This is a genomic window from Microbacterium sp. JZ101 (assembly GCF_053903175.1).
In genome coordinates, this window is the sequence record NZ_CP096400.1 from 882,350 (window position 1) to 907,693 (window position 25,344).

Annotated in this window: 22 protein-coding genes and 1 pseudogene; 13 read left to right on the top strand and 10 right to left on the bottom strand. The window is 68.7% G+C overall.

The features are described from left to right. Positions 1–12: 12 nt before the first annotated feature. From glmM to M1D56_RS04030, 4 genes are all read left to right on the top strand, one after another. On the top strand, positions 13–1,368 hold the full coding sequence (glmM, locus tag M1D56_RS04015) for a phosphoglucosamine mutase (protein ID WP_324012223.1): 1,356 nt from the start codon (positions 13–15) through the stop codon (positions 1,366–1,368). 167 nt (positions 1,369–1,535) lie between these two features. Further along, complete coding sequence (locus M1D56_RS04020; protein ID WP_456284758.1) at positions 1,536–2,609, top strand: hypothetical protein; 1,074 nt, start codon at positions 1,536–1,538, stop codon at positions 2,607–2,609. Between the two features lie 528 nt (positions 2,610–3,137). Further along, positions 3,138–3,734, top strand: coding sequence for a GTP cyclohydrolase II (locus M1D56_RS04025; RefSeq protein ID WP_456285264.1), 597 nt, complete (start codon positions 3,138–3,140; stop codon positions 3,732–3,734). A gap of 76 nt (positions 3,735–3,810) precedes the next feature. After that, complete coding sequence (locus tag M1D56_RS04030) at positions 3,811–4,158, top strand: hypothetical protein (RefSeq protein ID WP_456284759.1); 348 nt, start codon at positions 3,811–3,813, stop codon at positions 4,156–4,158. A gap of 192 nt (positions 4,159–4,350) precedes the next feature. Here the strand turns inward: M1D56_RS04030 and M1D56_RS04035 are convergent, their stop codons facing one another. The 8 genes and pseudogenes from M1D56_RS04035 to M1D56_RS04070 all read right to left on the bottom strand — a co-directional run bounded on the left by M1D56_RS04035 (position 4,351) and on the right by M1D56_RS04070 (position 11,070). After that, a complete protein-coding gene (locus M1D56_RS04035; RefSeq protein WP_456285265.1) occupies positions 4,351–5,646 on the bottom strand; it encodes a sulfatase-like hydrolase/transferase in 1,296 nt (431 codons plus the stop codon). A gap of 87 nt (positions 5,647–5,733) precedes the next feature. Further along, positions 5,734–5,994, bottom strand: a pseudogene (locus M1D56_RS04040) (sulfatase-like hydrolase/transferase); the annotation flags it as partial. After that, a complete protein-coding gene (locus M1D56_RS04045) occupies positions 5,991–7,298 on the bottom strand; it encodes an MFS transporter (protein WP_456284760.1) in 1,308 nt (435 codons plus the stop codon). The gene M1D56_RS04045 and the pseudogene M1D56_RS04040, both read right to left, overlap by 4 nt. Before the next feature lie 60 nt (positions 7,299–7,358). Then, on the bottom strand, positions 7,359–7,937 hold the full coding sequence (locus M1D56_RS04050; protein ID WP_456284761.1) for a TetR/AcrR family transcriptional regulator: 579 nt from the start codon (positions 7,935–7,937) through the stop codon (positions 7,359–7,361). A 34-nt stretch (positions 7,938–7,971) separates the two neighbouring features. After that, complete coding sequence (locus M1D56_RS04055) at positions 7,972–8,310, bottom strand: DUF202 domain-containing protein (RefSeq protein WP_456284762.1); 339 nt, start codon at positions 8,308–8,310, stop codon at positions 7,972–7,974. Further along, positions 8,307–8,660, bottom strand: a complete 354-nt coding sequence (locus M1D56_RS04060) for a YidH family protein (RefSeq protein ID WP_271172352.1) — start codon at positions 8,658–8,660, stop codon at positions 8,307–8,309. Before M1D56_RS04060 ends, M1D56_RS04055 begins: the two co-directional genes overlap by 4 nt. Next, positions 8,657–9,634, bottom strand: coding sequence for a formylglycine-generating enzyme family protein (locus M1D56_RS04065; RefSeq protein ID WP_456284763.1), 978 nt, complete (start codon positions 9,632–9,634; stop codon positions 8,657–8,659). The genes M1D56_RS04060 and M1D56_RS04065 overlap by 4 nt, the downstream gene beginning before the upstream one ends. Before the next feature lie 62 nt (positions 9,635–9,696). After that, positions 9,697–11,070 carry a sulfatase family protein gene (locus M1D56_RS04070; RefSeq protein WP_456284764.1) on the bottom strand — a complete coding sequence of 458 codons (1,374 nt, stop codon included), beginning with the start codon at positions 11,068–11,070 and terminating at the stop codon, positions 9,697–9,699. Between the two features lie 106 nt (positions 11,071–11,176). Here M1D56_RS04070 and M1D56_RS04075 point away from each other — a divergent pair, with 106 nt between their 5' ends. The 7 genes from M1D56_RS04075 (at position 11,177) to M1D56_RS04105 (ending at position 20,247) form a co-directional block, all read left to right on the top strand. Then, a complete protein-coding gene (locus M1D56_RS04075; protein WP_456284765.1) occupies positions 11,177–11,803 on the top strand; it encodes a PadR family transcriptional regulator in 627 nt (208 codons plus the stop codon). A gap of 127 nt (positions 11,804–11,930) precedes the next feature. After that, complete coding sequence (locus M1D56_RS04080; RefSeq protein ID WP_456284766.1) at positions 11,931–13,475, top strand: ABC transporter substrate-binding protein; 1,545 nt, start codon at positions 11,931–11,933, stop codon at positions 13,473–13,475. Positions 13,476–13,492: 17 nt separating this feature from the next. Continuing rightward, complete coding sequence (locus tag M1D56_RS04085) at positions 13,493–14,434, top strand: ABC transporter permease (protein WP_456284767.1); 942 nt, start codon at positions 13,493–13,495, stop codon at positions 14,432–14,434. Continuing rightward, positions 14,431–16,209 carry a dipeptide/oligopeptide/nickel ABC transporter permease/ATP-binding protein gene (locus M1D56_RS04090; RefSeq protein WP_456284768.1) on the top strand — a complete coding sequence of 593 codons (1,779 nt, stop codon included), beginning with the start codon at positions 14,431–14,433 and terminating at the stop codon, positions 16,207–16,209. The genes M1D56_RS04085 and M1D56_RS04090 overlap by 4 nt, the downstream gene beginning before the upstream one ends. Next, on the top strand, positions 16,206–17,042 hold the full coding sequence (locus tag M1D56_RS04095; protein ID WP_456284769.1) for an ATP-binding cassette domain-containing protein: 837 nt from the start codon (positions 16,206–16,208) through the stop codon (positions 17,040–17,042). Before M1D56_RS04090 ends, M1D56_RS04095 begins: the two co-directional genes overlap by 4 nt. After that, positions 17,039–18,742: a sulfatase family protein gene (locus M1D56_RS04100; protein ID WP_456284770.1), complete on the top strand. Its 1,704-nt coding sequence runs from the start codon at positions 17,039–17,041 to the stop codon at positions 18,740–18,742. Before M1D56_RS04095 ends, M1D56_RS04100 begins: the two co-directional genes overlap by 4 nt. Then, on the top strand, positions 18,739–20,247 hold the full coding sequence (locus M1D56_RS04105) for a sulfatase family protein (protein ID WP_456284771.1): 1,509 nt from the start codon (positions 18,739–18,741) through the stop codon (positions 20,245–20,247). The genes M1D56_RS04100 and M1D56_RS04105 overlap by 4 nt, the downstream gene beginning before the upstream one ends. A gap of 27 nt (positions 20,248–20,274) precedes the next feature. Here M1D56_RS04105 and M1D56_RS04110 read toward each other — a convergent pair whose 3' ends face one another. Next, positions 20,275–21,204 carry a Ppx/GppA phosphatase family protein gene (locus M1D56_RS04110; protein WP_271172351.1) on the bottom strand — a complete coding sequence of 310 codons (930 nt, stop codon included), beginning with the start codon at positions 21,202–21,204 and terminating at the stop codon, positions 20,275–20,277. A 233-nt stretch (positions 21,205–21,437) separates the two neighbouring features. Here M1D56_RS04110 and M1D56_RS04115 point away from each other — a divergent pair, with 233 nt between their 5' ends. Both M1D56_RS04115 and coaA read left to right on the top strand, forming a co-directional pair. Further along, the gene (locus tag M1D56_RS04115) at positions 21,438–23,507 is read left to right on the top strand and encodes a carbohydrate binding domain-containing protein (RefSeq protein ID WP_456284772.1); all 2,070 of its coding nucleotides are present in this window, start codon (positions 21,438–21,440) and stop codon (positions 23,505–23,507) included. Positions 23,508–23,682: 175 nt separating this feature from the next. Further along, positions 23,683–24,627: a type I pantothenate kinase gene (gene coaA, locus M1D56_RS04120; RefSeq protein WP_282978214.1), complete on the top strand. Its 945-nt coding sequence runs from the start codon at positions 23,683–23,685 to the stop codon at positions 24,625–24,627. Positions 24,628–24,651: 24 nt separating this feature from the next. Here coaA and M1D56_RS04125 read toward each other — a convergent pair whose 3' ends face one another. Beyond that, entirely contained in the window at positions 24,652–25,323 is a 672-nt protein-coding gene (locus tag M1D56_RS04125; protein ID WP_456284773.1) for a FadR/GntR family transcriptional regulator, read from the bottom strand. Between the last annotated feature and the right edge of the window lie 21 nt (positions 25,324–25,344).

Here is a 25,344-nt window from a genome sequence, read left to right on the forward strand (position 1 = left end):
CAGACACACTCCATGCCGCTTTTCGGCACGGACGGCGTGCGAGGGCTTGCCAACGGCACCCTCACCGCCGACCTGGCTCTCTCCCTGGCCCAGGCGACCGCGGTCGTCCTGGGCCAGGGGCGTTCCGCGGAGGCGCGCCGCGCCGCGGGCAAGCGCACCACGGCCGTCATCGGCCGCGACCCCCGCATCTCGGGCGAGTTCCTCAGCGCCGCCGTCGCGGCGGGTCTCGCGGCATCGGGCGTCGACGTCTACGACGCCGGCGTCATCCCGACGCCCGCGCTCGCCTTCCTCATCGCCGATCGCGACGCCGACTTCGGCGTCATGGTCTCGGCATCGCACAACCCCGCGCCCGACAACGGCATCAAGATCTTCGCGCGCGGCGGCGTGAAGCTGCCCGACGTCGTCGAGCAGCGGATCGAGAGCTACCTCACGCGCGACAAGCTGCTGCCGACCGGCGGCGAGGTCGGCCGCATCCGGCGCTTCTCCGACGCCGAGGACCGCTACCTCCTGCACCTGCTCGGCTCTCTTCCCGCGCGCCTCGACGGCATCCACGTCGTGCTCGACTGCGCCCACGGCGCGGCCGCCGGCGTCTCGCCCGAGGTGTTCCGCGACGCAGGCGCCCAGGTCACCGTCATCGGCGCCGACCCCGACGGGCTCAACATCAACGACGGCGTCGGATCGACGCACATCGACAAGCTCGCCGAGGCCGTCGTCGCGCACGGTGCCGACGTCGGCATCGCGCACGACGGCGACGCCGACCGCTGCCTCGCCGTGACCGCCGACGGCACGCCCGTCGACGGAGACCAGATCATGGCCATCCTCGCCGCCTCGATGCAGGAGCGCGGCATGCTCGCGCAGGACACGCTCGTCGCGACCGTGATGAGCAACCTCGGCCTGCACGTCGCGATGCGCGAGCGGGGGATCACAGTCAAGACGACCGCCGTCGGCGACCGCTATGTGCTCGAGGAGATGAACGCCGGCGGATACTCCCTCGGCGGCGAGCAGTCGGGCCACGTCATCATGAGCGACTTCGCGACGACGGGCGATGGCGTGCTCACGGGCCTGCACATCGTGGCCGAGATGGCACGTCAGGGCAAGAGCCTGGCCGAGCTCGCGTCGATCATGACGGTCTACCCGCAGGTGCTCGTCAACGTGAAGGGCGTCGACAAGACGCGCGTCGACGACGAGGTCGTGCAGGACGTCGTCCGCACGGTCGAGGCCGAGCTCGGCGACACCGGCCGCGTGCTCCTGCGCGCATCGGGTACGGAGTCGCTCGTCCGCGTGATGGTCGAGGCCGCCGACGGCGCCTCGGCCCAGCGGCACGCCGACGCGATCGCCGACGTCGTCCGGGAGCGGCTCGCGCTCTGACGCGCGGCCGCTCCCGGCGCGCGGGCCTGCCGGGGGCATCCGCCGGCGCGACTTGACGCGCGCGGCTTGCCGGGGGCGCTTGCCGCGCGCGCTCTGCGCGCTCTCTGGGCGGATGGCCGCGGCCGCCGAATCGTCGGACGTACGGTCGGCTCTCTATCCTGGAGACGATGCCCCGCTCCGAGACGCCCGAACGCCCGATGCGCACCACCTGGGTGCCGGTTCACCCCGACCTCGCGCCCACGCGTCGTTCGCTTCGCGCGCAGGCCCCGGGCCGGAGCCTGCGCCCGCTGCTCATCGGGTCGGCGGCGGCCGTCGTCCTGGCGATCGTCGTCGTCGCGCTCGTGGCGGGGCCGATGCTCGCGCGGGCGGGGGAGTCGGACCGGACCGAGCAGTACGCGAGCGCTCGTGCGGAGGCTGTCTCGGCTCGAGATGAGGCGTCTTCCGCGCGGTCCGATGTCGCCGCCGCGATCGCGACCCGCACGGAGACGGCCGAGCGGATGTCCACGGCCCTTGCAGGCGCGGAGGGGTACGCCGACGAGGCCGCGCGGTCGACCGCCGCGCAGGCGGTGGCCGCCTATGCGGACGGGCTCGGCCGACTAGAGTTGCCGTCCGAGCCGGCAGCCGTGCCCGAGACCGCGACGGTCGAGACGGATGAGGATCTCGACCGTGCCCTCACGGCCCTCGACGGGGCCGAGGCCGAAGCCGACGCGACCATTGCCGCTGTCGGCGAGGCGCGCAATCGGATGACGGAGCTCGACGCCGAGTTCTCCGCAGCGCTTGAGGCATTCCGCGGATCCCTGCTGCCTCGCGCCGAGGTCATCCTGGGGGAGAACCCCGACGCCGTCGAGGACTTCCGCGCGGCGGTCGCGTCGGCCGCGCAGAGCGCGGCTGACGCGAGCGACCCCGTCCAGTTGGAGCAGCGGCTGAAGGAGTTCGCCTCTGCGGTCGATGCGCTGCGTGCGGACCAGCATCGGGCGGCGATCGCGATCGAGCAGGAGCGCCTCGAGCAGGAGCAGCGGGAGGCGGAGGAGCGCGAGCGGCAGCAGACGCCGGTCGTGCCCGCTCCCGTGCCGACGCCGGACCCGTCGCCCGAGCCGACGCCCGAGACGAGCCCGGAGCCGACGCCCGAGCCCGAGGAGCCGACGCCGACGCCCGAAGATCCGACTCCGGAGACGCCCGCTCCCGAGACGCCCGCTCCCGACGACCCGACTCCCGAGACCCCTGCTCCCGACGCGTCGTAGCCGCTCGTTCGGGCCGAGACCTCACGTGTCTCACTTCGCGCGGTAATTCGGGGCGGAATCCCGCCGGTGGCGAGACATGCTTGTTCGGCCTTCCGTGGGGGCGGTGCTTCCGTGTCTCGGTTTCCGCGGTTATCCGGGCTCGATTCCCGCCGGTGTTGAGACATGCCGGTGCGGCGCACGGCGCGTGTCTCGGTTTCCGCGGTTATCCGGGCTCGATTCCCGCCGGTACCGAGACACGCTCGTCCGGCTGACACCCCGTGTCTCACGCCCCGCCGTTATCCGAGCCCGATTCCCGCTGGCACCGAGACACGCTCGTCCGGCGGACGCACCGTGTCTCGCTTCCCGCGGTCATCCGGGGCGGATTCCCGCCCGTACCGAGACACGCGCCAAAGGCCCCCTCGTCATATTCTCGATTCGCGGGAATAGACGCCGGAGAGGGCTGTTTCACCTGCTGTGATCGAGTTCTCGGATTCGCGCCCCGCTGCGACGCTGGATGTCCCCGCCGCCCGTGAGCGGGTGCGCGTGCGCATCCCTCTCCGGTTCCCCGACGGATACGCGACGGAGGCCGAGGTCATCACGTTCGACGGACTCGTCGACGGCCGGGAGCACCTTCTTCTCGCCCTGGGCGACTGGCGCGGGGCACTCGAGCGCGACGGTGTCGCGCCGCTCGTCCGCCCGCACAGCGAGTGCCTCACGGGCGACGTCTTCGGCTCGGAGCGCTGCGACTGCGGTCCGCAGCTGCGCGAGGCCGTCGAGCGCATCGCCGACGAGGGCGGATTCCTGCTGTACCTCCGCCAGGAGGGACGCGGCATCGGACTCTACGCGAAGCTCGATGCCTATGCGCTGCAGGACGCGGGACTCGACACCTACGAGGCGAACCTCGCGCTCGGCCACGGTGAGGATGAGCGCGACTACACCGCGGCGGCGCAGATGCTGCGCGCGGTCGGCGTCGACCGCATCCGCCTGCTGAGCAACAACCCCGACAAGGCCGCCCAGCTCGGCGCCCTCGGCGTCGGGGTCGAGGAACGCGTTCCCACGGCCGTGCACCTCTCGGCCGCGAACGCGAACTACCTGCGCACGAAGCGCGATCACACCGCGCACACGATCGATCTGCCCGCAGCCTGAGCACGGATGGCGCCGCGCCCGCACGCGTGGCGCCATCCGTGTATCGCGTTGCGAAGCGCCCCGATATGCTTCGGGGGTGAAGCGGCGGACGGCGCGATGGGGCGGAGTGCTCGCCATCTGCGGCGCGCTCGCGTTCGGCGGCGCCGCGCACGCGGACGCCCAGCCGGATGAGACCTCGGCGCCGGCGGATGTCTCGGTGCACGTCGTGATCGACGGCTCGCGCTGCGGCCCGGTCATGAGGGTTCCGGATGGCGTCGCCGAGCATGTCCGCGACCGATCGAAGGGCAAGGCGCGTCCGTTCACCGGCGGACTGCCGCCGGCAGCGGTCGCAGGCCAGTGCAAGGCCGAGCGCCTGCCCGAGGTCGTCGTCGAACGGTCTCGGGGACGCGGCGGCGCGCTCGTCACGTACTCCCTCTTCGCCTGAGCGCGGGCCGGGATCAGCCCACCGCCGTCGAGACTAGCCCTGGTCGTCGGGACCAGTGCCGGGAGCACCGGTTTCGACGACGAAAGCTAGTCTGACGAGGATGACGCCCGTCCCCGACGATCGCCTGATCTGGGTAAAGGCGGTACGGCCCGGATGGCTCGACCGACCGAAGGTGGAGGCGTGACGCCGTGGTCAGCCGACCGCGACGGAGTCGACCTCAGCGGGGACGCCGATCTCGACGCTCGGCTCCCACCCGAGGCGCCACGCGCGGACGCGGATCGGCCTGCCCGGAGGAACGGGTGCGGAGCTGAGACGCCAGTGACGGGAATCCGTCACCCCGCCGATCGCGCGAGGGAAGGCGGGTGAGCCTGACGGCTCCTCGAGTTCGTCGGTCCAGGCGACGACCGCGCCCGGTGTCTCGCAGAAGGCGACCAGCATGCCATTCACGATCGACGCTTCCGGGGTGGCGACGCGGGGAGCGCAGCCGTGAGGGCGCCACCGCTCCAACAGAGACTCCTCGGGAACGGCACCGAGGTCGCCCGTTCTCGCGAGCCAGTCGTCGAGCGCGCCTCGAAGGCGCTCCAGATCTCCGACGTAAGCGGGGTCATCGATGAGGTCTCGCGTCTCGAACGGGTCGGCCTCGACGTCATAGAGCTCCTCAGCGGGTTTGCAGGAGGCGAGTATGGCGCGCTGCAGAGGCGTGAGGATGTCGGGCTGCCGCCCTTCTGCCAGTTGGCCGGCTTCGTCGAACGCGAGGCGGCGCAACTCGGCCCACGTCTCCAGCGCATCCGGATACGCGGCGTGCTGCATCGGGGACCGGTCAGGATGAAGGTGGCGGATGTATCGGAACCGTTCGTCGCGGACCGTGCGCGAGGCGTCGACCTGCTCATCCATGCGGTCCCGGGCAGCGAACGCATAGCGAGGGCGTGCGGGCACCGTGCCATCCCGCGCGACGAGCACCCGACCGTCCAGGGTGTCCGGCACATCGATCCCTGCAGCCGCGATCAACGTCGGAGCGAGATCGAGCAGCTGGACGACGTCGGACCGTTCGGTCCGCGGTTCGACCACTCCCGGCCACCTGATGAGGAGCGGCTCCCGCACACCGCTCTCGTTCGCCCAGCGCTTGGCACGGGGCATCCCGAGTCCGTGATCGCTCCAGAAGACGACGATCGTGTCGTCAGCGAGGCCATCCGACTCCAGGTCGTCGAGGATCGTCCCGACCCAGTGATCCATCTCGGTGATCAGATCGAGGTATCGCGCCCAGGAACGTCGGAAGACAGCCGTATCGGGATAGTACGGGGGGAGCGCGACGCGCGCTGGATCGTGCCGCTGGTCATCGCGCACGTTCGTCGTCGCGGCGGCGAAAGCCTCGTCGTCGAGGTAGATCTGCGACTCGTGCGTCGTCATCCCGTGGAATGCGGCGAAGAACGGCGTCTCTGGCGATGGGCGCCCCCGCCAATGCGCTTCCGGCCCGACAGCATCGAACACCGTGGGAGGCAGCTCCATCTGGAAGTCCGTGAACCAGTTGTTCGTCGTGTAGTAGCCGGCCTCGCGCAGCAGCTGCGGGAAGAGCACGACGTCCTCGGGCGGGACGGCACTCGTCCGCATGTGCATGGTCCCGATCGCGATCGGGTATCTGCCCGTCATGATCGCCGACCGAGAGGGTGCGCAGACCGGTGCGGCCGCGAACGCGCGGTCGAACCGCGCGCCCTCGGCGGCGAGCCGATCGAGGTTGGGCGTCACAGCCTGCTCGGCTCCCGGCCAGACGCCGGCATAGGCGCCCAGGTGCGGATTGATGTCGTGTGTCGAGATGAAGACGATGTTGGGTCTGCTCATTTCACGCCCTTGATGAACTGGTTGATGACGGCACCGATGATCCCGATGATCGCGCCGCCGATGAACAGAGCGGGGTAGTTCTCCTTCCCTCCGCCGATCGCCAGGAAGAGCGGAGCGCAGACCGGAACGAGGGTCTGAGGGAGGACATTGGCGAGGTGGAGCACGCCCATGTCCTTGCCGACGTCGGCGCGTGATGGCAGAACCTCGGCGATGAGGGCGGCGTCGACAGCCAGGTACGTTCCCATCGCGAGTCCGGCGATCGCGGTGGCGATGAGGAAGACGGAAAACGACGGCGCGATGGCGGCGAGGACATGGGCGAGCGCGAGGATGATCGCGGAGATCAGGACGAAGAGCTTGCGGCGCTGGAGACGATCCGAGATCTGGCCGATGAGGAGGCTCATGATGATCGTCGCGACGGTCATCACGATCGTGTTCTGAAGCACGGCCCCGCCGATGGAGACCTCGTCGTACCCGAATCGGTCGATGAGGAAGTACACCTGGTAGCTCGCGAGTGTCATGTTGCCGAAGAACACGAGAAGTCGCGACCACCACGCGAGGGCGAAGTCGGGGGCCTTGCGGGGGTCAGTCCAGAACGCCTTGATGAAGAGGAGAAGCGAGAAACGAGGGCGGTCCGCCCGGTCCAGAACCCGGTCCTTGAGAAGGATGATCAGCGGGAGCACGGTGAGCAGCATGATCGCCCCCGGGATGAGGATGGCGAGGGTGAGGTCCGGCAGGAACAGCTGAGCGAAGTAGGCGCCGCCGACGGCGGCCAGGCTCTGCGTGATCCCGATGAGGCCGGACACCCGCCCCAGCTGCTTCGAAGGGACATGGTCGGGCAGGACCGGGTTGAGACCTGCGAGCAGCACATTGAAGGTGAGCTGGGTCGCGCCCCAGGCGAGGACGAGCATCGGCACCGAACCGGCGTAGGCGAGCAGGAAGAGGCTCGCGATACCGGTCATGAGGCCCGCGAGCAGCCAGGGCCGCCGCATGCCGAACCGACCGGTGGTGCGGTCGCTGAGCGCGCCGAAGATGTTCTGCGCGACGAGCGCGATGAAGGCCCCCACGCCGAGAACGAGCGACAGGGTTCCGGCACGCGAGTCGGGTGCGATCTGGGCGACCTTGAGCGCGAGCGTGACCTGCGTCGCGGGGAGGAGGGCCAGCCATGTCCCGAAGAAGCTCAGGAAGAGTGTGGCCTGGAATGGCCAGCGCACCGGCGCGAGCGCGATCGGCGCGTGCGTGCCGTCTGGGGACTCGAGCGCCGGGTCGACGCTGGCGGTCGGGCGAGCGGAGGAGGGCGTTTCCACGATGAAGAGACCTTTCTCTCGACGTTGAGGGTCAGGTCAGTATTGCATACTTACTTGGTATCAAGTAAGTAGTGCGAGAGCGGCACGTCTGAAGGTCGTTACCAGGTCCATCGGGACGCCGAGAAGATACTGCAGCTGCAACCCGTCAGAGAGGGCGATGAGTTCGTGCGCGCGCTGATCCGGATCGCCCGGGGCGACGCGACCCCGCTCCTGGTCCGTTTGAACAGCGCTCCTCGCCATCCGCCATGTCTCCGCGTAGCGCTCGACGAAGTACGCGTGTGCCGGATGCTGCTCATCCGTTGCCTCTGCTGCGAGCGTGACGTACAGCCGCATCAGCTCAGGCTCGGCCACATTCTGGGTCAGGAAGCTCTCGAACAGAGCCACGACTCCCTGCTCGTTCCGGATCGTGTCGAACGAGGCCGCTCGGATCTCGTTGCGATGGCGCAGTGTGGCAGCGAGCAGCGCCTCCTTCGTGCCGAAATGATGAAGCACGCCCTGCAGGCTGATCCCGACCTCTGCGGCGATGTCCTTCAGGGCGCCCTGGCGGTATCCCTGGCGCCCGAACGTTCGGATGGCGGCGTCGAGGATCTGGCGCTTGCGCTCTTCTGCGTCGATGCGTACGCGTTTCGGTGCAGGCATCCTCACATGGTTTCACAGGCGAGGGGCCGCGGCCTCAGCTCCCGAGGGCGCCCATCAAGAGGTAGCCGGCGCACGCGGCGCCGAGCATGAGCGCGGCGGCGGTCGCGAGAGCGAGCGGCCACGCTCCCCGCTCCAGGGCGCCGGAGCGGTGGAGCGACGCGTGCGCACGGCGGTATCCGATGGCCGCCGCGAAGTACGCCCCCACGGCGAGCCCTGCCCCCACGAGGCCCACGATCACGGCCGCGAGCCCGAGCGATTCCGCCGTGAAGCGCATGGCGACGAGACTCGCGAGCCCGAAGGAGAGGCACGTGCGGCGCCATGCGAGCAGCGTGCGCTCGGGCTGCAGCCCCGGGTCGAAGACCGCGTCCGTCACACGAACATCCCGATGGTGACGAGCGCCACGGCGACGACCACGCCGACGACGATGACCCCTCCGACGCCGAGCCCGGGAAGCGGTCGGCCCAGACGGAGCGCCTTCTCGGTGCGCGCCCACCCGAGCCAGGCCTGGACGGCGGCGAGGGTGCCCAGCACGAGGAAGACGGCCGCGGCCGCGAGGCGCCACCCGGCGGCCGTCGGGATGTCGAGCGCCTCGAGAGCGAACGCGCCGGCGTACATCGCGAGCGCGGTGCGGAGCCACGCGAGGAACGTGCGCTCGTTCGCGAGGCTGAAACGGGGGTCGGGTTCGTCGCCCTCGCGGTAGACGCGCTGCGGGAAGCGGCTCACGAGCGCTCCTCGCGGAGCGCGACGGTGCGGAACCCGGCGTTGCCCATCGACGAGTCCGGGGTGTTCTGCGACCGGGCGGAGTTGCGGTAGCGGTTGCAGTACGAGATGTGGCAGAGATAGCTGCCGCCGCGCAGGATGCGCGCGGCCCCGGTGGCGGGCCCTCTCGGGTTCTCGACGTCGCCGCGCTCGTAGGTGCGCGGATCGAACCAGTCCTGACACCACTCCCACACGTTCCCGACGGTCTGCCAGAGCCCGAAGCCGTTCGGCTGGAAGGTGCGCACGGGAGCCGTGGTGAGCCATCCGTCGTCCAGAGTGTTCTCGCGCGGGAACACGCCCTGCCAGATGTTGGCGCGCCATCCGCCCTCGTCGACCTCAGCGTCGCCCCACGGGTACTTCGCGCCGTCGATTCCGCCGCGCGCTGCGTACTCCCACTCGGCCTCGGTGGGCAGGCGGCGACCGGCCCACGCGCAGTACGCGACGGCGTCGTTCCAGCTGACGTGCACAACCGGATGGTCGTCGAGTCCGTCGAGGTCGGAGCGGGATCCTCCCGGATGACGCCAGTCGGCGCCCCTGACGCCGAACCACCAGGGAGTCGCCGGCGGCTGACCGACGATGTCCTCCTCGGGGGCTGCGACAGCGAGGTGGAACACCGCCGAGAAGCCGAACGTCTCGGCCTCGGTGCGGTACCCGGTGTCGTCGACAAAGCGCGCGAAGTCGGCGTTGGTCACGGCCGTCGCGTCGATCTCGAACGCATCGAGCGTCACGCGGTGCAGCGGCGTCTCGCCATCCTGCGGATTGCGATCGCCCGACGAGTCGCCCATCGTGAACGCGCCCGCCGGGATGCGCGCCTGCTCGATCGCGTGGCGGCCTGTGCGGGCCAGCGCGGTCGAGGGCGGCCGTGTGCTCAGGGAGAGGAAAGCGCCGCGCCCTGGGGTTCCGCACCCGCAGCCGCAGCCGGTGACTTCGTCGCTCACCCTTCCACGGTAGCCCTCGGCGCGGCGCGGAATCCCGAGTGGGGGAGTGGGGAACGGGGCAGTCATGAGCCGGCGGGAACGGGCGACCCGACTGCGCGGAGACGCTCCTCGAAGGCCTCGAGCTGAGGATCGCCGTTCTCGACCATCCAGGCGTGGAGGGCGGAGCGCATGCGCCGCAGTGCGGGCGCATGGCCGGAATCCTCGCTCAGATCTGCGAGAGCATGGGGGTCGCTCCGGAGGTCGTAGAGCTCTTCGGCCTGCCGTGCCTCGTAGAACGCGACCCGCCCCGCGATGCCCGGATCCGTTTCAGACGCCTCGATCATCGCGCTCCAGGTGAGACCGAGCATGTTCTCCGCTCGATAGGACACTCCCGCGGCAACCCACCCATTCCAGATGTAGCCGTATTCTCCGTTCTGGACGCACCTCATCTCGTATCGGCCCTTCATGGCGGTCTCATGGAAGACCGTTACGACGTCATCGCGGTGCTCGGACACGTCGCCGACGAGCAACGGCACGAGCGAGATGCCGTCGTTGGAGGGAGCCTCGGCGCCGGCCACGTCGCAGAACGTGGCGAAGATGTCGAGCATGCTGACAAACGGGTGCACAACTCGGCGTCCAGCGTCGACCTTGCCCGGCCATCGGACGATGAGCGGTGTGCGAGTGGACTGCAGATAGCAGTTCGCCTTCGAGAAGGGGAACGCCATCCCGTTGTCCGAGAGGAAGACAACCAGGGTCTCGTCGCTCGCTCCCGCTTCGTCGAGCACCTCCAGAGCGGCCGCCACCACGTCGTCACAGCGTCGTGACGAGCTGAGATACTGCGCGTACTCCCTCCGGACCGCGGGCAGGTCGGGGAGGTACCCCGGTACGGGAACCGCCTCGTCGGCGCTCACAATCCGGCTCGGCGCTGGGATGCTCTGCTGCTCTTGCGCGCTGAAGAAGCGGTCCACGTCCTCGCCGCCGTGGAACGGGCGATGAGGGTCGTGAGCGTTGAGCATAAGAAACCACGGGCGGTCACCCGCCATGTGCAGGAACGCCGCCATCTCCTGCGCGTAACGCTGCGGATCTCGGCCCATGCCAAGCGCGCCCATCTCCACCGCGTGATCCCAGCCGAAACGGTCGACGGGCTGAAGGTGCGAGACCTTGCCCAGAATGCCGAGCGCATATCCAGCGTCTCCCAGCACCTCGGTGAGCAAGGGGACGCCGTCGTTGACGGGTTCGAAACCCTCAGCGCCGTTCCGGTGCGGCCAGAGGCCTGTCATCATGGCTGAACGGCTCGGCTGGCATACCGCGATCGGGACATGTGCGCGCTCGAAGGTCGCGCCCTGGGCTGCCAGTGCATCGAGAGCAGGCGTGATGTCGGCGGGCCCCCCGAATGCGCCGGGGGTGGTGCCCTCCATGTCGTCGGCGGTGATGAACAGGATGTTGGTTCCGCGCACGTGTTCTCCTCGTTGAGTCAGGCGATAGTTCTATAGTCCAGCGGTAGGGATTAGGTCCCGACCGTCGACTAGAGCTATGTGATTTGTTACACAGTAAGGGGTACCCGTGAGCAAGCTCAATCTTCTTGACTCCGTTCTGCTCGGGCTCATCGCTCGAACTCCGAGCGCCGGCTTCGACATCCGTCGCCATCTGGAGAAGACCGGGCGCGTCTACGGGTATGTTCCGCAGCCCTCCCAGATCTATCGACAGCTGGCCTCTCTCGTGCAGCGTGGTCTGCTCGAGTTCGAGATCGACACCACCCGCAATGGCCCGGACGCCAAGGTCTACTCGCTCACGCCCGCCGGGCTGAGGCGTTTCGCTCGATGGGCTGACGAGCCCTTCGTGCCGGCTGAGCGGCCACTTGACGCGCACTTCCAGCTCCATTTCGCGCTCGCTGGCGCGCTCTCGCCGGTGCTCGCCCTCCGCTTCGTCGAGATCGAGCTCGAGTACCGTGTGGCCCAGGAATCGAGCTGGGAGCCGGATCACCTGTTCCCGCCGGTGTCCAACGCCCTCTTCGATCAGGACTGGCTCGACGAAGCCGCCTATCTGGGCGACGTTCGCGGGAACTTCCTCGCAAGTGCGCACATCTCCTGGCTGCATACGACACGCCGCAGGCTCCTTCGCTACATCGAGCGGACCGGCGCAGTGTGGCCGTCCGCGGAGTGGAGTGCGATCATCGACGGCGATGGGTAGCACACAAATCAATTCGCTCTGAGGTCCGCCCTCAGGAGCCCTACCTTGTTGCACTATGTGAGAAGTGCTAATGTGACTCGCGTCGACAGGGCCGTCGACGCTTTCACGTAACGAAGGGGTTCCTGTGATGAGTGCGTTCCGAAGAACGGCCGCGATTGCGGTGGTGGGGATCGTGGCAGGAGGTGGAATCGTCGGCTGCGGGGCAACCGGTGGTGCCGTTCCCAAGGATGACTGGGCCACGCTCACGATCGCGGCTGTCGCGGAGCCGACGAGCTTCGATCCCGCGCAGGCGGCCGAGGCCAACTACGCGCAGTACTTCCAGCCCGTCTTCGACACACTCATCCGTCGTATGCCGGACGGCGAGCTCGCGCCGATGCTCGCGACAGACTGGGAGCTTTCGGCCGACGGTCTCGTCGCGACGCTCGAGCTGCGAGACGATGTGACCTTCGCGGACGGCACCCGGTTCGATGCATCCGTCGCTGAGCTGAACCTCGAGCGCTTCCGCGATGCCGGCGGGCCATTCTCCGCGAACCTCGCGACGATGACGGACGCCGTCGTCCTGGACGACGACACGATCGAGCTCCACTTCTCAACTCCTGACCCCGATATCTTCCAGTATCTCGGCAACAGCGCGGGGTACATGGCCAGTCCTGCTCAGTTCGAGAGCGACACCGTCGCGACGGTGCCGGTCGGGTCAGGCCCGTATGAGCTGGTGCGCGACGAAACGGTCACGGGATCGAAGTACACCTATGTCAAGCGGGACGACTATTGGGACGACGCGGCCGACTGGGATTTCTTCGAGCGGCTCGTCATCAAGCCGATGACGGACCCCTCGGCGCGGATGAATGCGCTCAAGTCCGGCGAAGTCGATACCGCGATCATCGAACCGAAATCGATCCCCGAGGCGAAGTCAGCGGGACTCGGCGTCACCACGTTCCAGGTGAACTGGTACGGTCTGGCGATCTTCGATCGTGACGGAGCGATCGCTCCGGAGCTTGCCGACGTTCGCGTACGGCAAGCGCTGAACTACGCCATCAAGAGCGAGGACATCCTCGATGCGGTGGAACTCGGCTACGGCGACCCGACCGACCAGACGTTCAATGTCGCGTCCGAGGCGTATATCGAGGGGTACGACGACTACTACGAGTACGACCCCGAGCGGGCGCGGGATCTTCTCGCGGAAGCCGGATACGGCGACGGCTTCTCGCTGACGATGCCGAGCAGCTCGTCGATGGACCCCGCGATGCTGGCGGCTATCGCGCAGGATCTGGCCGCGGTGGGTGTCACGGTGCACTGGCAGGAGGTCGCTCCCGCCGATTTCGTGCCGTCGTTGCGGCAAGGAGAGTTCGCCCTGAGCTGGATGTCGTTCGCGCAACCGCCCACCGCGTGGGGGACGGTGAGCCGATTCCTCCTCCCGACCTCCGCGTGGAATGTGTTCAAGACCCAGGATGACCGGATCGATGCTGCGGTCTCGACGGCTCTGAGCAGCCTCGACGACCCGCAGTCGTACGCCGAAGCACTTCAGGAGATCAATCGCGTGACAGTCGAAGATGCGTGGAACGTCGTCTTCTATCGCGTCGAACAAGGCGTCGTGACGCGAGCCGGGCTCCGCGTGGAGGGACAGGCCGGCCAAGCAGCGCCCTCGATCTACAACTACTCGGTCGAGAACTGACCAGAAGGGCGAACTCCATGCTGAACTTCATCATGAGGCGCCTCGTCGGCGGCCTCGTCCTGCTCGTCGTCGCGTCCTCGCTGACATACCTCCTCATGAACGCGAACAGCAGCGGCATCGCCATCCGCATCCTCGGGGATCAGGCGACCGCCGAGCAGGTTGCCGCGAAGGAAGCCGAACTCGGGCTCGACCGACCGCTCATCACCCGCTTCGGCGAGTGGCTTCTCGGTGCTGTCCGCGGTGATCTCGGCGTCTCCTGGTTCACGAGCGAGGGCGTGTGGCACACGGTCACCTCGAGACTGCCCGTCACCCTCTCTCTGGTCGTCGGAACGGTGCTCGTCACGGCGATCATCGCCACGGCCCTCGGCGTTCTCGCGGCGATGCGTCGCGGCTGGGTGGACCGGTTGGTTCAGGTCGTGTCCGTCATCGGGGCCGCGGCCCCGAACTTCTGGATCGGCCTCATGCTCGTCGTCGTGTTCGCGTTGGCGCTCGGGTGGTTCCCGGCAACGGGCTTCGTCGCGCCTTCGGACTCACTGGCCGGATGGGCCGCGTCCATCACACTGCCCATTGCGGCGCTCTCCCTCGGGGCGGTCGCCGCCGTCACCCAGCAGGTGCGGAGCGCGTTCATCGAGGTGGAAGGGCGCGACTATGTGCGCACACTCCGGAGCCGCGGTCTCGGCGACCGCAGCATCCTCCTCGGGCACGTCCTCCGGGGCGCCGCGACACCCGCGCTCACGGTCCTCGCCCTGCAGTTCGTGGGGCTCCTCGGCGGCGCCGTCGTCGTCGAACGCGTCTTCGCCCTCCCGGGCCTCGGCGAGACCATTGCGAACGCCACCACAACGGGCGATGTCCCACTCGTGATGGGCGTGGTGGTCGTAAGCGTCGCTCTCGTCGTCGTCGTCAACCTCTTCATCGACATCCTGACCGGATGGATCAACCCGAAGGCTCGCATCTCATGAGCACAGGAACACTCGCCTCCGTCGCACTCCAGGCATCCGAGAACGGAACGAATCGCTCGCTCACCCGTCGCCTGATCCGCAACCCGCTCGGCCTCGCCTCGCTCGTGCTTCTCGGCGCGATCGTGCTGCTCAGCGTGCTCTCCCCGTGGCTGGCGCCCCACGATCCGAATCTCGTCGATCTCGGCAGTGCGTTCGACTCGCCGAATGCCGCGCACTGGCTGGGCGCCGACTCGGCGGGCCGCGACGTCCTGTCGCGACTGCTCTCCGGCGGCCGCCTGACGATCCTCGGGGCAGGAATCACGCTGATCGTCGCGGTCGTCGTCGGTCTCACGAGCGGCCTCATCGCCGGCTTCTACGGGGGCTGGTTCGACACAGCGAGCGATCTCACCACGAGTCTGGTGATGGCGCTGCCGAACATGATGATCCTGCTCGCCGTGCGCGTCGTGGTCGGTCCCTCCCTCTGGACGACGATGGCGATCTTCGGCGTGCTCATCTCTCCCAGCATCTACCGCCTCGTGCGAAGCGGTGTGCGCCAGGTGCGCAACGAGCTCTACGTCGACGCGGCTCGCGTCAGCGGACTCTCAGATTCGCGCATCATCGCCCGGCACATCCTCTTCGTCGTGCGCGCGCCGATCATCATCCAGTCGGCCATCATCGCCGGCATCGCCATCGCCATCCAGTCGGGGCTCGAGTTCCTCGGTCTCGGCGACCAGACCGTGCCGACCTGGGGCGTGATGCTGAGCGAGGCCTTCCGCAACCTGTACATCTCGCCGCTTCTGATCCTGTGGCCTGGATTGGCGATCGCGCTGACCATCGGCTCGCTCGTGCTGTTCGGCAACGCTCTCCGCGACGCACTCGAGGACCGACCCACCGCACCGCGGTGGCGCGGGGCCACAAAGGGTGCAAAGCGGTCGCCCGAGGACCTCCCCGGTGAGGACATCGTCCTGAGCGTGCGCGGTCTCACGGTCGGCTACCCGGAAGGCAGCGATCGCCTGAAGACCGTGATCCAAGACGTGACGTTCGACGTCCGGCGCGGCGAGATCGTCGGACTCGTCGGCGAATCGGGGTCGGGGAAGACTCAGACTGCGTGGTCGATTCTCGGCCTTCTGCCGCGCGGAGCGGTCGTCGAAGCCGGATCGATCATGCACGACGGCGTCGAGATGCTCGGCGACGGCGGCCGAGCGCAGCGAGCCCTGCTGGGGAAGCGCATCGCCTACGTGCCACAGGAGCCGATGTCGAACCTCGATCCGCTGTTCACGATCGGGCACCAGCTCATTGCTCCGATGCGCAAGCACCTCGGGATCACGAAGGCCGAGGCAAGAAAGCGCGCAATCGAACTGCTTGCGCGGGTGGGCATCAAGGATCCTGAACGCACGATGCGCGCATACCCGCACGAGGTCTCGGGAGGGATGGCGCAGCGAGTGCTCATCGCCGGTGCGGTCTCGTGCGACCCCGATCTCATCGTCGCCGACGAACCGACGACGGCGCTCGACGTGACGGTTCAAGCCGAGATCCTCGAGTTGCTCCGCAGCCTGCGCAACGAGCGGGGGCTCTCGATGCTGCTCGTGACGCACAACTTCGGGGTCGTAGCCGATCTGTGCGACGCGGTCGTGGTCATGCGTGGCGGCGAGGTCGTGGAGCACGGTTCGGCCGAGGAGGTCCTTCTCGCACCCCAGCACTCCTACACGCAGTCACTTCTCGCGTCGACGCTTGACGGAACAGCAACGCGCAGCGAGAGCGACGCGAAGCACGCAGAACTGGAGACCACGCGATGACCGATTCTCTTCTCGAGGTCGAGGACCTCGTCGTCGAATTCCCGGGCCGGAAGCGCGGTGAGCGCTTTCGGGCACTCAAGGGCGTGTCACTCGACATCGCAGCCGGCGAGACGGTCGGGCTGGTCGGAGAGTCCGGCTCGGGCAAGACGACGCTTGGGCGAGCGATCCTCGGATTGGCTCCCGTCGCGAGCGGCGAGATCAGATTCGAGGGCACGTCGCTCGTGGGGCTCCACCGGTCCGCTCGGCGCGCCGTGAGCCGCGACATCCAGGCGGTGTTCCAGGACCCGTACACGTCGTTGAATCCCGCGATGCTGATCGAGGACATCCTCGCCGAGCCGCTGACCGTGCAGGGCGTATCCGGCCGCGACGCACGCGCGCGTGTGGTCGAGCTGCTCGATGCGGTGGGACTCCCCTCGGATGCGGCGAGGCGGCGCCCCAACGAGTTCTCCGGAGGTCAGCGCCAACGGGTCGCGATCGCGCGAGCACTCGCGCTGCGTCCGAAGCTGATCGTGTGCGATGAACCCGTGTCGGCGCTCGACCTCTCCACGCAGGCGCGCGTGCTCGATCTGTTCATCGACATCCAGCGTCAGACCGGCGTCGCCTACCTGTTCGTCTCGCACGACCTCATGGTGGTGCGCCACATCAGCCATCGCGTCGCCGTGATGTACCACGGCGAGATCGTCGAGTTCGGGAGCGGGGAGCAGGTCACTGAGCGGCCGGCGCATGCGTATACGCAGCGCCTGCTTGCCGCCTCTCCCGTGTCCGATCCTCACGAGCAGCGCCGTCGACGTGAGCTCCGCGCGCAACTGCTCGCCTCAGGGCGTGTCGCATGATGCAGGGCACGCAGCGACCCAACATCGTCTGGATCTCGACCCATGACATCAATCCCGACCTGGGCTGCTATCGCGGCGTATGGCCGGGTGCCGACGTGGCTGTCACTCCCCACCTCGACGCCCTCGCGGCAGAGGGGACGAGATTCGACCAGGCGTTCGCCACCGCGCCGGTGTGCGCGCCATCCCGATCGTCGATCATGACAGGGTGCTTCCCGACGTCCATCGGAACGCACAACATGCGGTCGAAGGCCGTGCCGCCGCCGGAAGTCCGTCTCCTGAGCGAGTACTTCCGGATCGCCGGGTACCACGTGACGAACAACGCCTTCACCGACTTCCAGGTCCCGCTGCCGGGCACGGCGTTCGACGAGTGCTCTCCGTCGGCGCACTGGCGGGGACGATCCGACCCGGCTCAGCCCTTCTTCGCAATCTTCCACGGAATGACGACGCATGAGTCGCAGATCTACGTGGACGACGACACGTTCGCTCGCGTCACGGAGGAGCTCGGACAATCCGATCGGCATGACCCCGCCGATGTGCCGGTGCCGCCCTACCATCCCGACGACGACGTCTTCCGCACCGCATGGGCGCGCTACCACGACCTCGTCTCCGTGATGGACCGCTGGGTAGGCCGACTTCTGCATCAGCTCGCCGAAGACGGCCTCGAGGAGGACACGATCGTCGTGTTCTGGAGCGACCACGGGGCCGGCTTCCCTCGGGCCAAGCGATGGGCGACGGAAGCCGGACTCCGCGTGCCGCTCATCGTGCGATGGCCAGGACGCGTTGCAGCTGGAGCCGCCCGAGACGATGTCGTGCACGTCTCCGACATCGCGCCGACGATGCTCGCGATGGCGGGCCTGGACATTCCGGAGCACATCCAGATGCGGCCGCTGTTCGACGCGGAGGGGCGGGCGCTTGCACAGGGAGACTACGCATTCGGGGGACGCGACCGGATGGACGAGCAACGGGACAGGTCGCGCACCGTGCGCGACCGACGCTACCGCTACGTGCGCCACAGCCACCCGGATCGCTCGCCCTTCCAGCTTCAGCATTTCGCCGAGCGCTTCACCACATGGCGCGACCTCCGGACACGCGTGAACGATGAGGCGCGGCAACGAGCCGCGGGTCTCCCGGAAGACCGGCTCACACCGGTACAGCGCCGGATGACTGCCCCGGTGAAGCCGGCGGAAGAGCTCTATGACATCGAAGCCGACCCCCACGAGACGACCTGTCTCGTGGGTGACCCCGCTCACGAGGACGCGCGGCGACGTCTCTCTGAAGCGCTGGACAGCTGGGTCGAGCGCTTCGGAGATCTCGGGGCAGTCGATGAGGACGAGTTGATCCGGACGTGGCGTCCCGAGGGTGAGCTGCCGGTGACATCTCGCCCCGTGCTTCAGCCCGCCGAGGATGGGCTGCGCCTCTCATGTCCGACGACTGGCGCGCTCGTCGCCTGGACGGAGGATCCGCCGAGGCCGGTCGCGCCGCAGACGCTCGAAGAGCGCATCGCCGGGGATCCGGAGCGAGACGGACGGCGATGGAGGATCGCGGTCGGACCGCTCCTCCCATCCACCAGGCCCCGCTGGGCTCGCGCATGGCGCCTTGGCTGGCGCGGCAGTGACGATCTCACCATCCCACCGCGCCCCACCTCGACCATTACTGACCACGGCTCACCGCCATCCGAAACCGGAAAGCAGGAACCATGACCCGGACGAACATCGTCTTCATCATGTCGGACGACCACGCCGCGCACGCCATCTCGGCGTACGGCAGCCGCGTCAACCACACGCCGCACATCGACCGCATCGCGCACGAAGGCGTCCGGATGGACGCCGTCTTCTGCACGAACTCGATCTGCAGTCCGTCGCGGGCGTCCATCCTCACCGGCACTTACAGCCACATCAACGGCGTCTCGTCGATCTGGACGGAGATGGACTACCGGGTCCCGACGTTCGTCGACGTGCTCAAGGGCGAGGGCTACCGCACGGCGCTCTTCGGAAAGTGGCACCTCGGGGAGCACGGCGTCTCCGCGCCGCGAGGCTTCGACACCTGGAAGGTCTTCCCGGGGCAGGGCGATTACGTCGATCCGCAGATGATCGACGAGACGGGCACGCACGTCGTTCCCGGCTACGCGACCGACATCGTCACCGACATGGCCATCGACTGGATCGACGGACTGCGAGACGACGAGCCCTTCTGCCTCCTCGTGCACCACAAGGCGCCGCACCGTCCGTGGGTTCCGGATGAGAAGCACAAGCACCTCTACACCGGCGGAGACATCCCCGAGCCGGAGACGTTCTTCGACGACGGAGCCACCCGCAGCAAGGCGGTCCGCGGCGTGCACATGACGATCGCCGACGACATGGGCGCCGACGACCTCAAGGCGGATGTCCCCGCGCACCTCCGCGGTCCGGAGAACCGCGAGGCGCGGATGAGCTGGAAGTACCAGATCTACATGCGGGACTACCTCCAGTGCATCCAGTCGATCGACGACAACGTCGGGCGCCTCCTGGACACGCTCGAGGAGAGGGGCCTCGCTGAGAACACCCTCATCGTCTACACCTCCGACCAGGGCTTCTTCCTCGGCGATTACGGATGGTTCGACAAGCGCCTGATGTACGACCCCTCCCTGCAGATGCCCATGCTCGTGCGCTGGCCGGCTGAGATCCCCGCAGGATCCGAGTGCGAGGCGATCGTGACGAACGTCGACTTCGCGGCCACGTTCCTCGACGTCTGCGGAGTCGATACCGCCGAGGCGCTCCCGACCTCCCAGGGCCGCAGCTTCCGTCCGCTCCTGCGCGGCGAGGATGTCGAGGACTGGCCGGATGCCGCCTACTACCGCTACTGGGAGCACGACGACCCGATCCACCACGCGCCCGCGCACTACGGCATCCGCACGAAGACGCACAAGCTCATCCACTACTACGGCGCGGGTCTGGGCGTGCCCGGTGCCTCCGATGAGGTCTTCGACGCCGAGTGGGAGCTCTACGACCTGGTCGCCGACCCCTCGGAGCTGAACAACGTCGTCGACGACCCTGCCTACGGCGAGGTGCGCCGAGAGCTCGAGGCGAAGCTCACGCAGTATCAGGAGCGCTACGCGGACGAGCCCTACCGCGGCCCCGACACGCCACGGCCCGAGTGGGGGCCGTACGATGCCGAGGTCTTCGCGATGGTCCAGGAGTACGTCGCGAATATCAACGCGACGAGCTGACGGCGGGAGGGGCGGGCCTCCCGCCCCTTACCAGCCCAGGTCCTCGATGTAGCGCAGCAGCACGCCCTCGCGGAGCGCCCACGGCGACACCTCGAGCTCGTCGACCTCGAGTGCGGCCATCGCCTCGTGCAGGACGACCGCACCCGCCGTGATCTGGAACGTGCGATCCGCCGTGATGCCGGGCAGCTCCTGCCGCGCCTGCGCGGGGATCCGCGCGAGCACCGGGATCCAGGAGCCGAGCGCGTCGCGGCGCAGCACCATCCGGTCGTTGCCGGCCCAGCCCTCGAGCGGATGGCCCGCGAGCCGCGCGAGGGAGCGGATCGTCTTCGACGAGCCCACGACGTGGTCGGGGCGGGGGAGCGATGCGAAGCGCTCGGCGAGCGGAGCGAGTGCCGACGCCGCGTGCGCGCGGAGCCGGTCGACCTGCCGGTCGCCGGGCGGGTCGTCGGGCAGGAACCCGATCGTCATCCGGCCGGCGCCCAGCGGGACCGACTCGGCGAGATCGGGCAGCTCCTCGCTGCCGCCCGCGATCTCGAGCGACCCGCCGCCGATGTCGAAGAGGAGGATCTGCCCCGCCGACCAGCCGAACCAGCGCCGGACGGCGAGGAACGTGAAGCGCGCCTCCTGCTCGCCGCCCAGCACCTGGAGCGGCTGGCCGAGCGCGGCCTCGATCTGCAGGATGACGTCGGTGCCGTTCGCGGCCTCGCGCACGGCGGAGGTCGCCGTGGCGAGCAGCTCGTCGACGCCCTCCTTCTCGGCGACCTCGCGCGCGCGATGCACGGCGTCGATGATCGCCTTCACGCCCTCGTCGGAGATGCGCCCGTCGTCCTCGAGATAGCGCATGAGCCGCAGGACGGACTTCTCGCTCGTCTGCGCGAGCGGTCTGCCGCCGGGGTGGGCATCCGCGACGAGCAGGTGGACGGTGTTCGAACCGATGTCGAGGACTCCGAGGCGCACGTCGACAGCGTAGTGGTCGCGCCGTGGATGCAAGCGCTTGCCGACTTGTGTCGATGAGAACCCCCGAGATTGCGCGAGACCCGTGTCATCACCATCCGCCCTCGACGTATTTTCTGCAAACGCTTGCAGCAGACCCATCCGCGCCGCTAGCGTCACAGCGGGCACGCGGATGTGCCCCGGTGTGCACTCGAAGACGAAGCGCGCATCGACGACAAGCGAAGGAGCATGCCCCGATGAACCCTGCCCCGACCGTCGACCGCCCGCGCCGCAGAAGGCGCCCGCTCCGCGCGATCGCCCTCGCCGGAGCCCTCGCCCTCGCGGCCCCGCTCCTCGCGATCGCCGCTCCCGCCGAGCCCGCCGAAGCCGCCGCTCCCGGGCCGAAGGACACCACGGCCGTCCTGTTCGAGTACACGTGGGACGCGATCGCCCGCGAGTGCACCGAGACCCTCGGCCCCGCCGGCTACGGGTACGTGCAGACGTCGCCCCCGCAGGAGCACGTGCTCGGGTCGGCCTGGTGGACGCACTACCAGCCGGTCTCGTACAAGCTCGACTCGCGCCTCGGCACCGAGGCCGAGTTCCAGAACATGATCGACACGTGCAACGCGGCGGGGGTGGGCGTCATCGTCGACGCCGTGATCAACCACATGTCGGGGCAGTCCGCGGGCGGCACCGGATGGGCCGGAACCCAGTACCAGCACTACACGTACCCCGGGCTCTACCAGAGCTGGGACTTCCACGGCTGCAAGCGCGACATCGTCAACTACCAGGACCGCTGGGAGGTGCAGGAGTGCAATCTCGTCAACCTCGCTGACCTCAACACGAGCTCGACGTACGTGCAGAACACGATCGCCGGCTACCTCAACAAGCTCGTCGACATGGGCGTCGCCGGCTTCCGCATCGACGCCGTGAAGCACATCGCCGCGACCGACATGCAGGGCATCTGGAGCAAGGTGAAGAACCGCGATTCGCTCTACGTCGTGCAGGAGGTCATCCGCGCCAACGAGCCCATCCAGCCGGAGGAGTACACCTCGATCGGCGACATCCACGAGTTCGCGTTCGCGCGCAAGCTCAAGGAGGCGTTCGGCGGCCGCACGCTCAACTGGCTCATCGAGGGCAACGGCATCGGACCGACCTGGAGCGGCTTCCTCCCGCAGGCCAACGCCGCGGTGTTCGTCGACAACCACGACACCGAGCGCAACGGCGAGACCCTCTCGTACAAGGACGGCGCCGCCTACGACCTCGCGCAGATCTTCACGCTCGCCTGGAACTACGGCTCGCCGTCGATCCACTCCGGCTACGCGTTCAGCAACAAGGACGCCGGCCCGGCGACGGATGGCGCGGGCGCGGTCGTCGACGCGAGCCCTCAGGGCGGATGGACCTTCACGCACAAGCAGAACGACATCCTCAACATGGTCGGCTTCCGCACCGCCACGTACGGCAAGCCGATCACGGACAAGTGGACCAACGGCAGCAGCGCGATCGCGTTCGGCCGCGGAGACGCCGGCTTCGTCGCGATCAACCGCGGCGGGGACCTCACCCGGACGTTCACGACGAGCCTGCCCGACGGCACCTACTACAACGTCATCGACGCGGTGAAGACGAACGGCGTGTGGTCGGGCCCCACGATCACCGTCTCGGGCGGCCAGTTCACCGCGACGGTGGGCGCCGACGACGCCATCGCGCTCCACAAGGACGCGAAGGCGACGACGGGCCCCGTCACCGGCGACGACCTCACGGTGTACTACTCGACGTCGAAGGGATGGTCGGCGTACAACATCCACTACAAGGTCGGCTCGGGCGCGTGGACGACGGCGCCGGGGCAGTCGATGACGGCGGCGTGCTCGGGATGGGTGTCGCGGACGATCGACTCCAACGGCGCGTCGGTGACCGCCGCGTTCAACAACGGCGCGGGCACGTGGGACAACAACGGCGGGTCCGACTACGTCCTGTCGGGCACGACCGCTGCGGTCGCGAACGGCGCCGTGACGACGCAGAACCCCTGCGCGACGACGCTGACCGACGACCTCACGGTGTACTACTCGACGTCGAAGGGATGGTCGGCGTACAACATCCACTACAAGGTCGGCTCGGGCGCGTGGACGACGGCGCCGGGGCAGTCGATGACGGCGGCGTGCTCGGGATGGGTGTCGCGGACGATCGACTCCAACGGCGCGTCGGTGACCGCCGCGTTCAACAACGGCGCGGGCACGTGGGACAACAACGGCGGGTCCGACTACGTCCTGTCGGGCACGACCGCTGCGGTCGCGAACGGCGCGGTGACGACGCAGAACCCCTGCGGCTGATCCGGATCGTCGCCGGTCACTGAGGAGCGGGCGAGGCGAGAGGGCGACCTGCGGGTCGCCGGGGCTCGCCTCGCCCGCTTCCGTCGGCGGGTCGGGCTGCCCCGGCCAACCTGCGGACCTGCCCCGGTCATCCTGCCGCCGGGCCCCGGCCATCCGCCCCGGTACGATGTTGCGGATGAGTCCGACAGCCGTTCCCGCCTCCCTCTCGCTGTACCGCGAGATCCCCCGCGCCGAGTGGGCGCGGATGGCGGCGGGCATGGATCAGCCGCTCACCGAGACCGAGGTCGTCCAGCTGCGCGGGCTCGGCGACCGGCTCGACATCGCCGAGGTGCGAGACGTCCACCTGCCGCTGAGTCGCACGCTCAGCATCTGGGCGAGCGGTGTGCGCCGGATCGGCGCCGAGGTGTCGACGTTCCTCCAGGAGGAGGACCCGACGACCCCGTTCGTCATCGGGGTCGCGGGGTCGGTCGCGGTCGGCAAGTCGACGGTCGCGCGCCTGCTCCGCGAGCTGATCAGCCGCTGGCCGGACACCCCGCGCGTCGAGCTCGTCACGACGGACGGCTTCCTCTATCCGAACGCGGAGCTCGAGCGGCGCGGGATCATGAGCCGCAAGGGCTTCCCCGAGTCGTACGACCGCCGTGCTCTCGTCGACTTCGTCACGCGCGTCAAGAGCGGTGCCGACGAGGTGCGCGCCCCGTTCTACTCGCACATGAAGTACGACATCATGCCCGACGCGCAGGTCGTCGTGCGGCGGCCCGACGTGCTCATCATCGAGGGGCTCAACGTCCTGCAGCCGCCGCCCACGCCGAACGACGTCGCGGTCAGCGACCTGTTCGACTTCTCGATCTACGTCGACGCCGACGCCGCACACATCGAGGAGTGGTTCGTCAACCGCTTCCTCGCGCTGCGCGAGGGCGCGTTCTCGAACCCGTCGTCGTACTTCAATGTCTTCCAGCACCTCAGCGACGAGGAGGCCATCAGCACGGCCCGGGGCATCTGGAACGACATCAACCTGCCGAACCTGCTCGAGAACGTCGCGCCGACGAAGCACCGCGCGACGCTCGTGCTCAACAAGGGCGCCGACCACAACGTCGAGAGTGTGCTCCTGCGCAAGCTGTAGAAGCAGGCGGGGCGGCGTGGGCGCTCAGCCTGCGCGGCGCGCGGCGGAGGCCGCGAGATGGGCCCGCATCGCCGCCGCAGCGGCGAGAGGGTCTCCCGAGCGGATGGCCGCCGCGATCGCGCGGTGCTCGGAGACGACCGCCGCGGCCTCAGCGCTCGCCCGCTCGGAATCGGAGATCCGCGCCGGCGGGAGGACGATGGCGCGCGCACCCATCCGATCGAGCGCGGCCAGCAGGTAGCGGTTGCCTGACGCGGCGGCGACCGCGCGATGGAAGGCGAAGTCGGCCTCGGCCGACGCGGCCGGCAGCGTCGCGCCCTCCAGGTCGGCCAGGGCTGCGTCGACCGCCGCGAGGTCGGCAGCGGATGGCCGGCGCGCCGCGAGCGCGGCGGCCTCGGTCTCGATCGCGGTGCGGAAGGCGTGGAGCTCGTTCCGCTCCGAGGCGTCGCGCGCGGCGAGCCAGTCGTCGCCCGTGACGGGCGCGGGGGGAGTGAGCGCGTAGCTCCCCGACCCGACCCTCGTGCGCACGAGGCCGCGGGACTGGAGCCGCTGGAGCGCCTCGCGCACGACGGTCCGGCTCGCGCCGAACTCGTCGACGAGGCGCCCCTCGCTCGGCAGGCGCTCGCCGGGTGCGATGGCGCCCTCGACGATCCGGGCGGCGAGGACGCGGGCGATCTCCTCGGAGCGCGATGTGCTCATCCGCTCATCGTCCCATTCCGC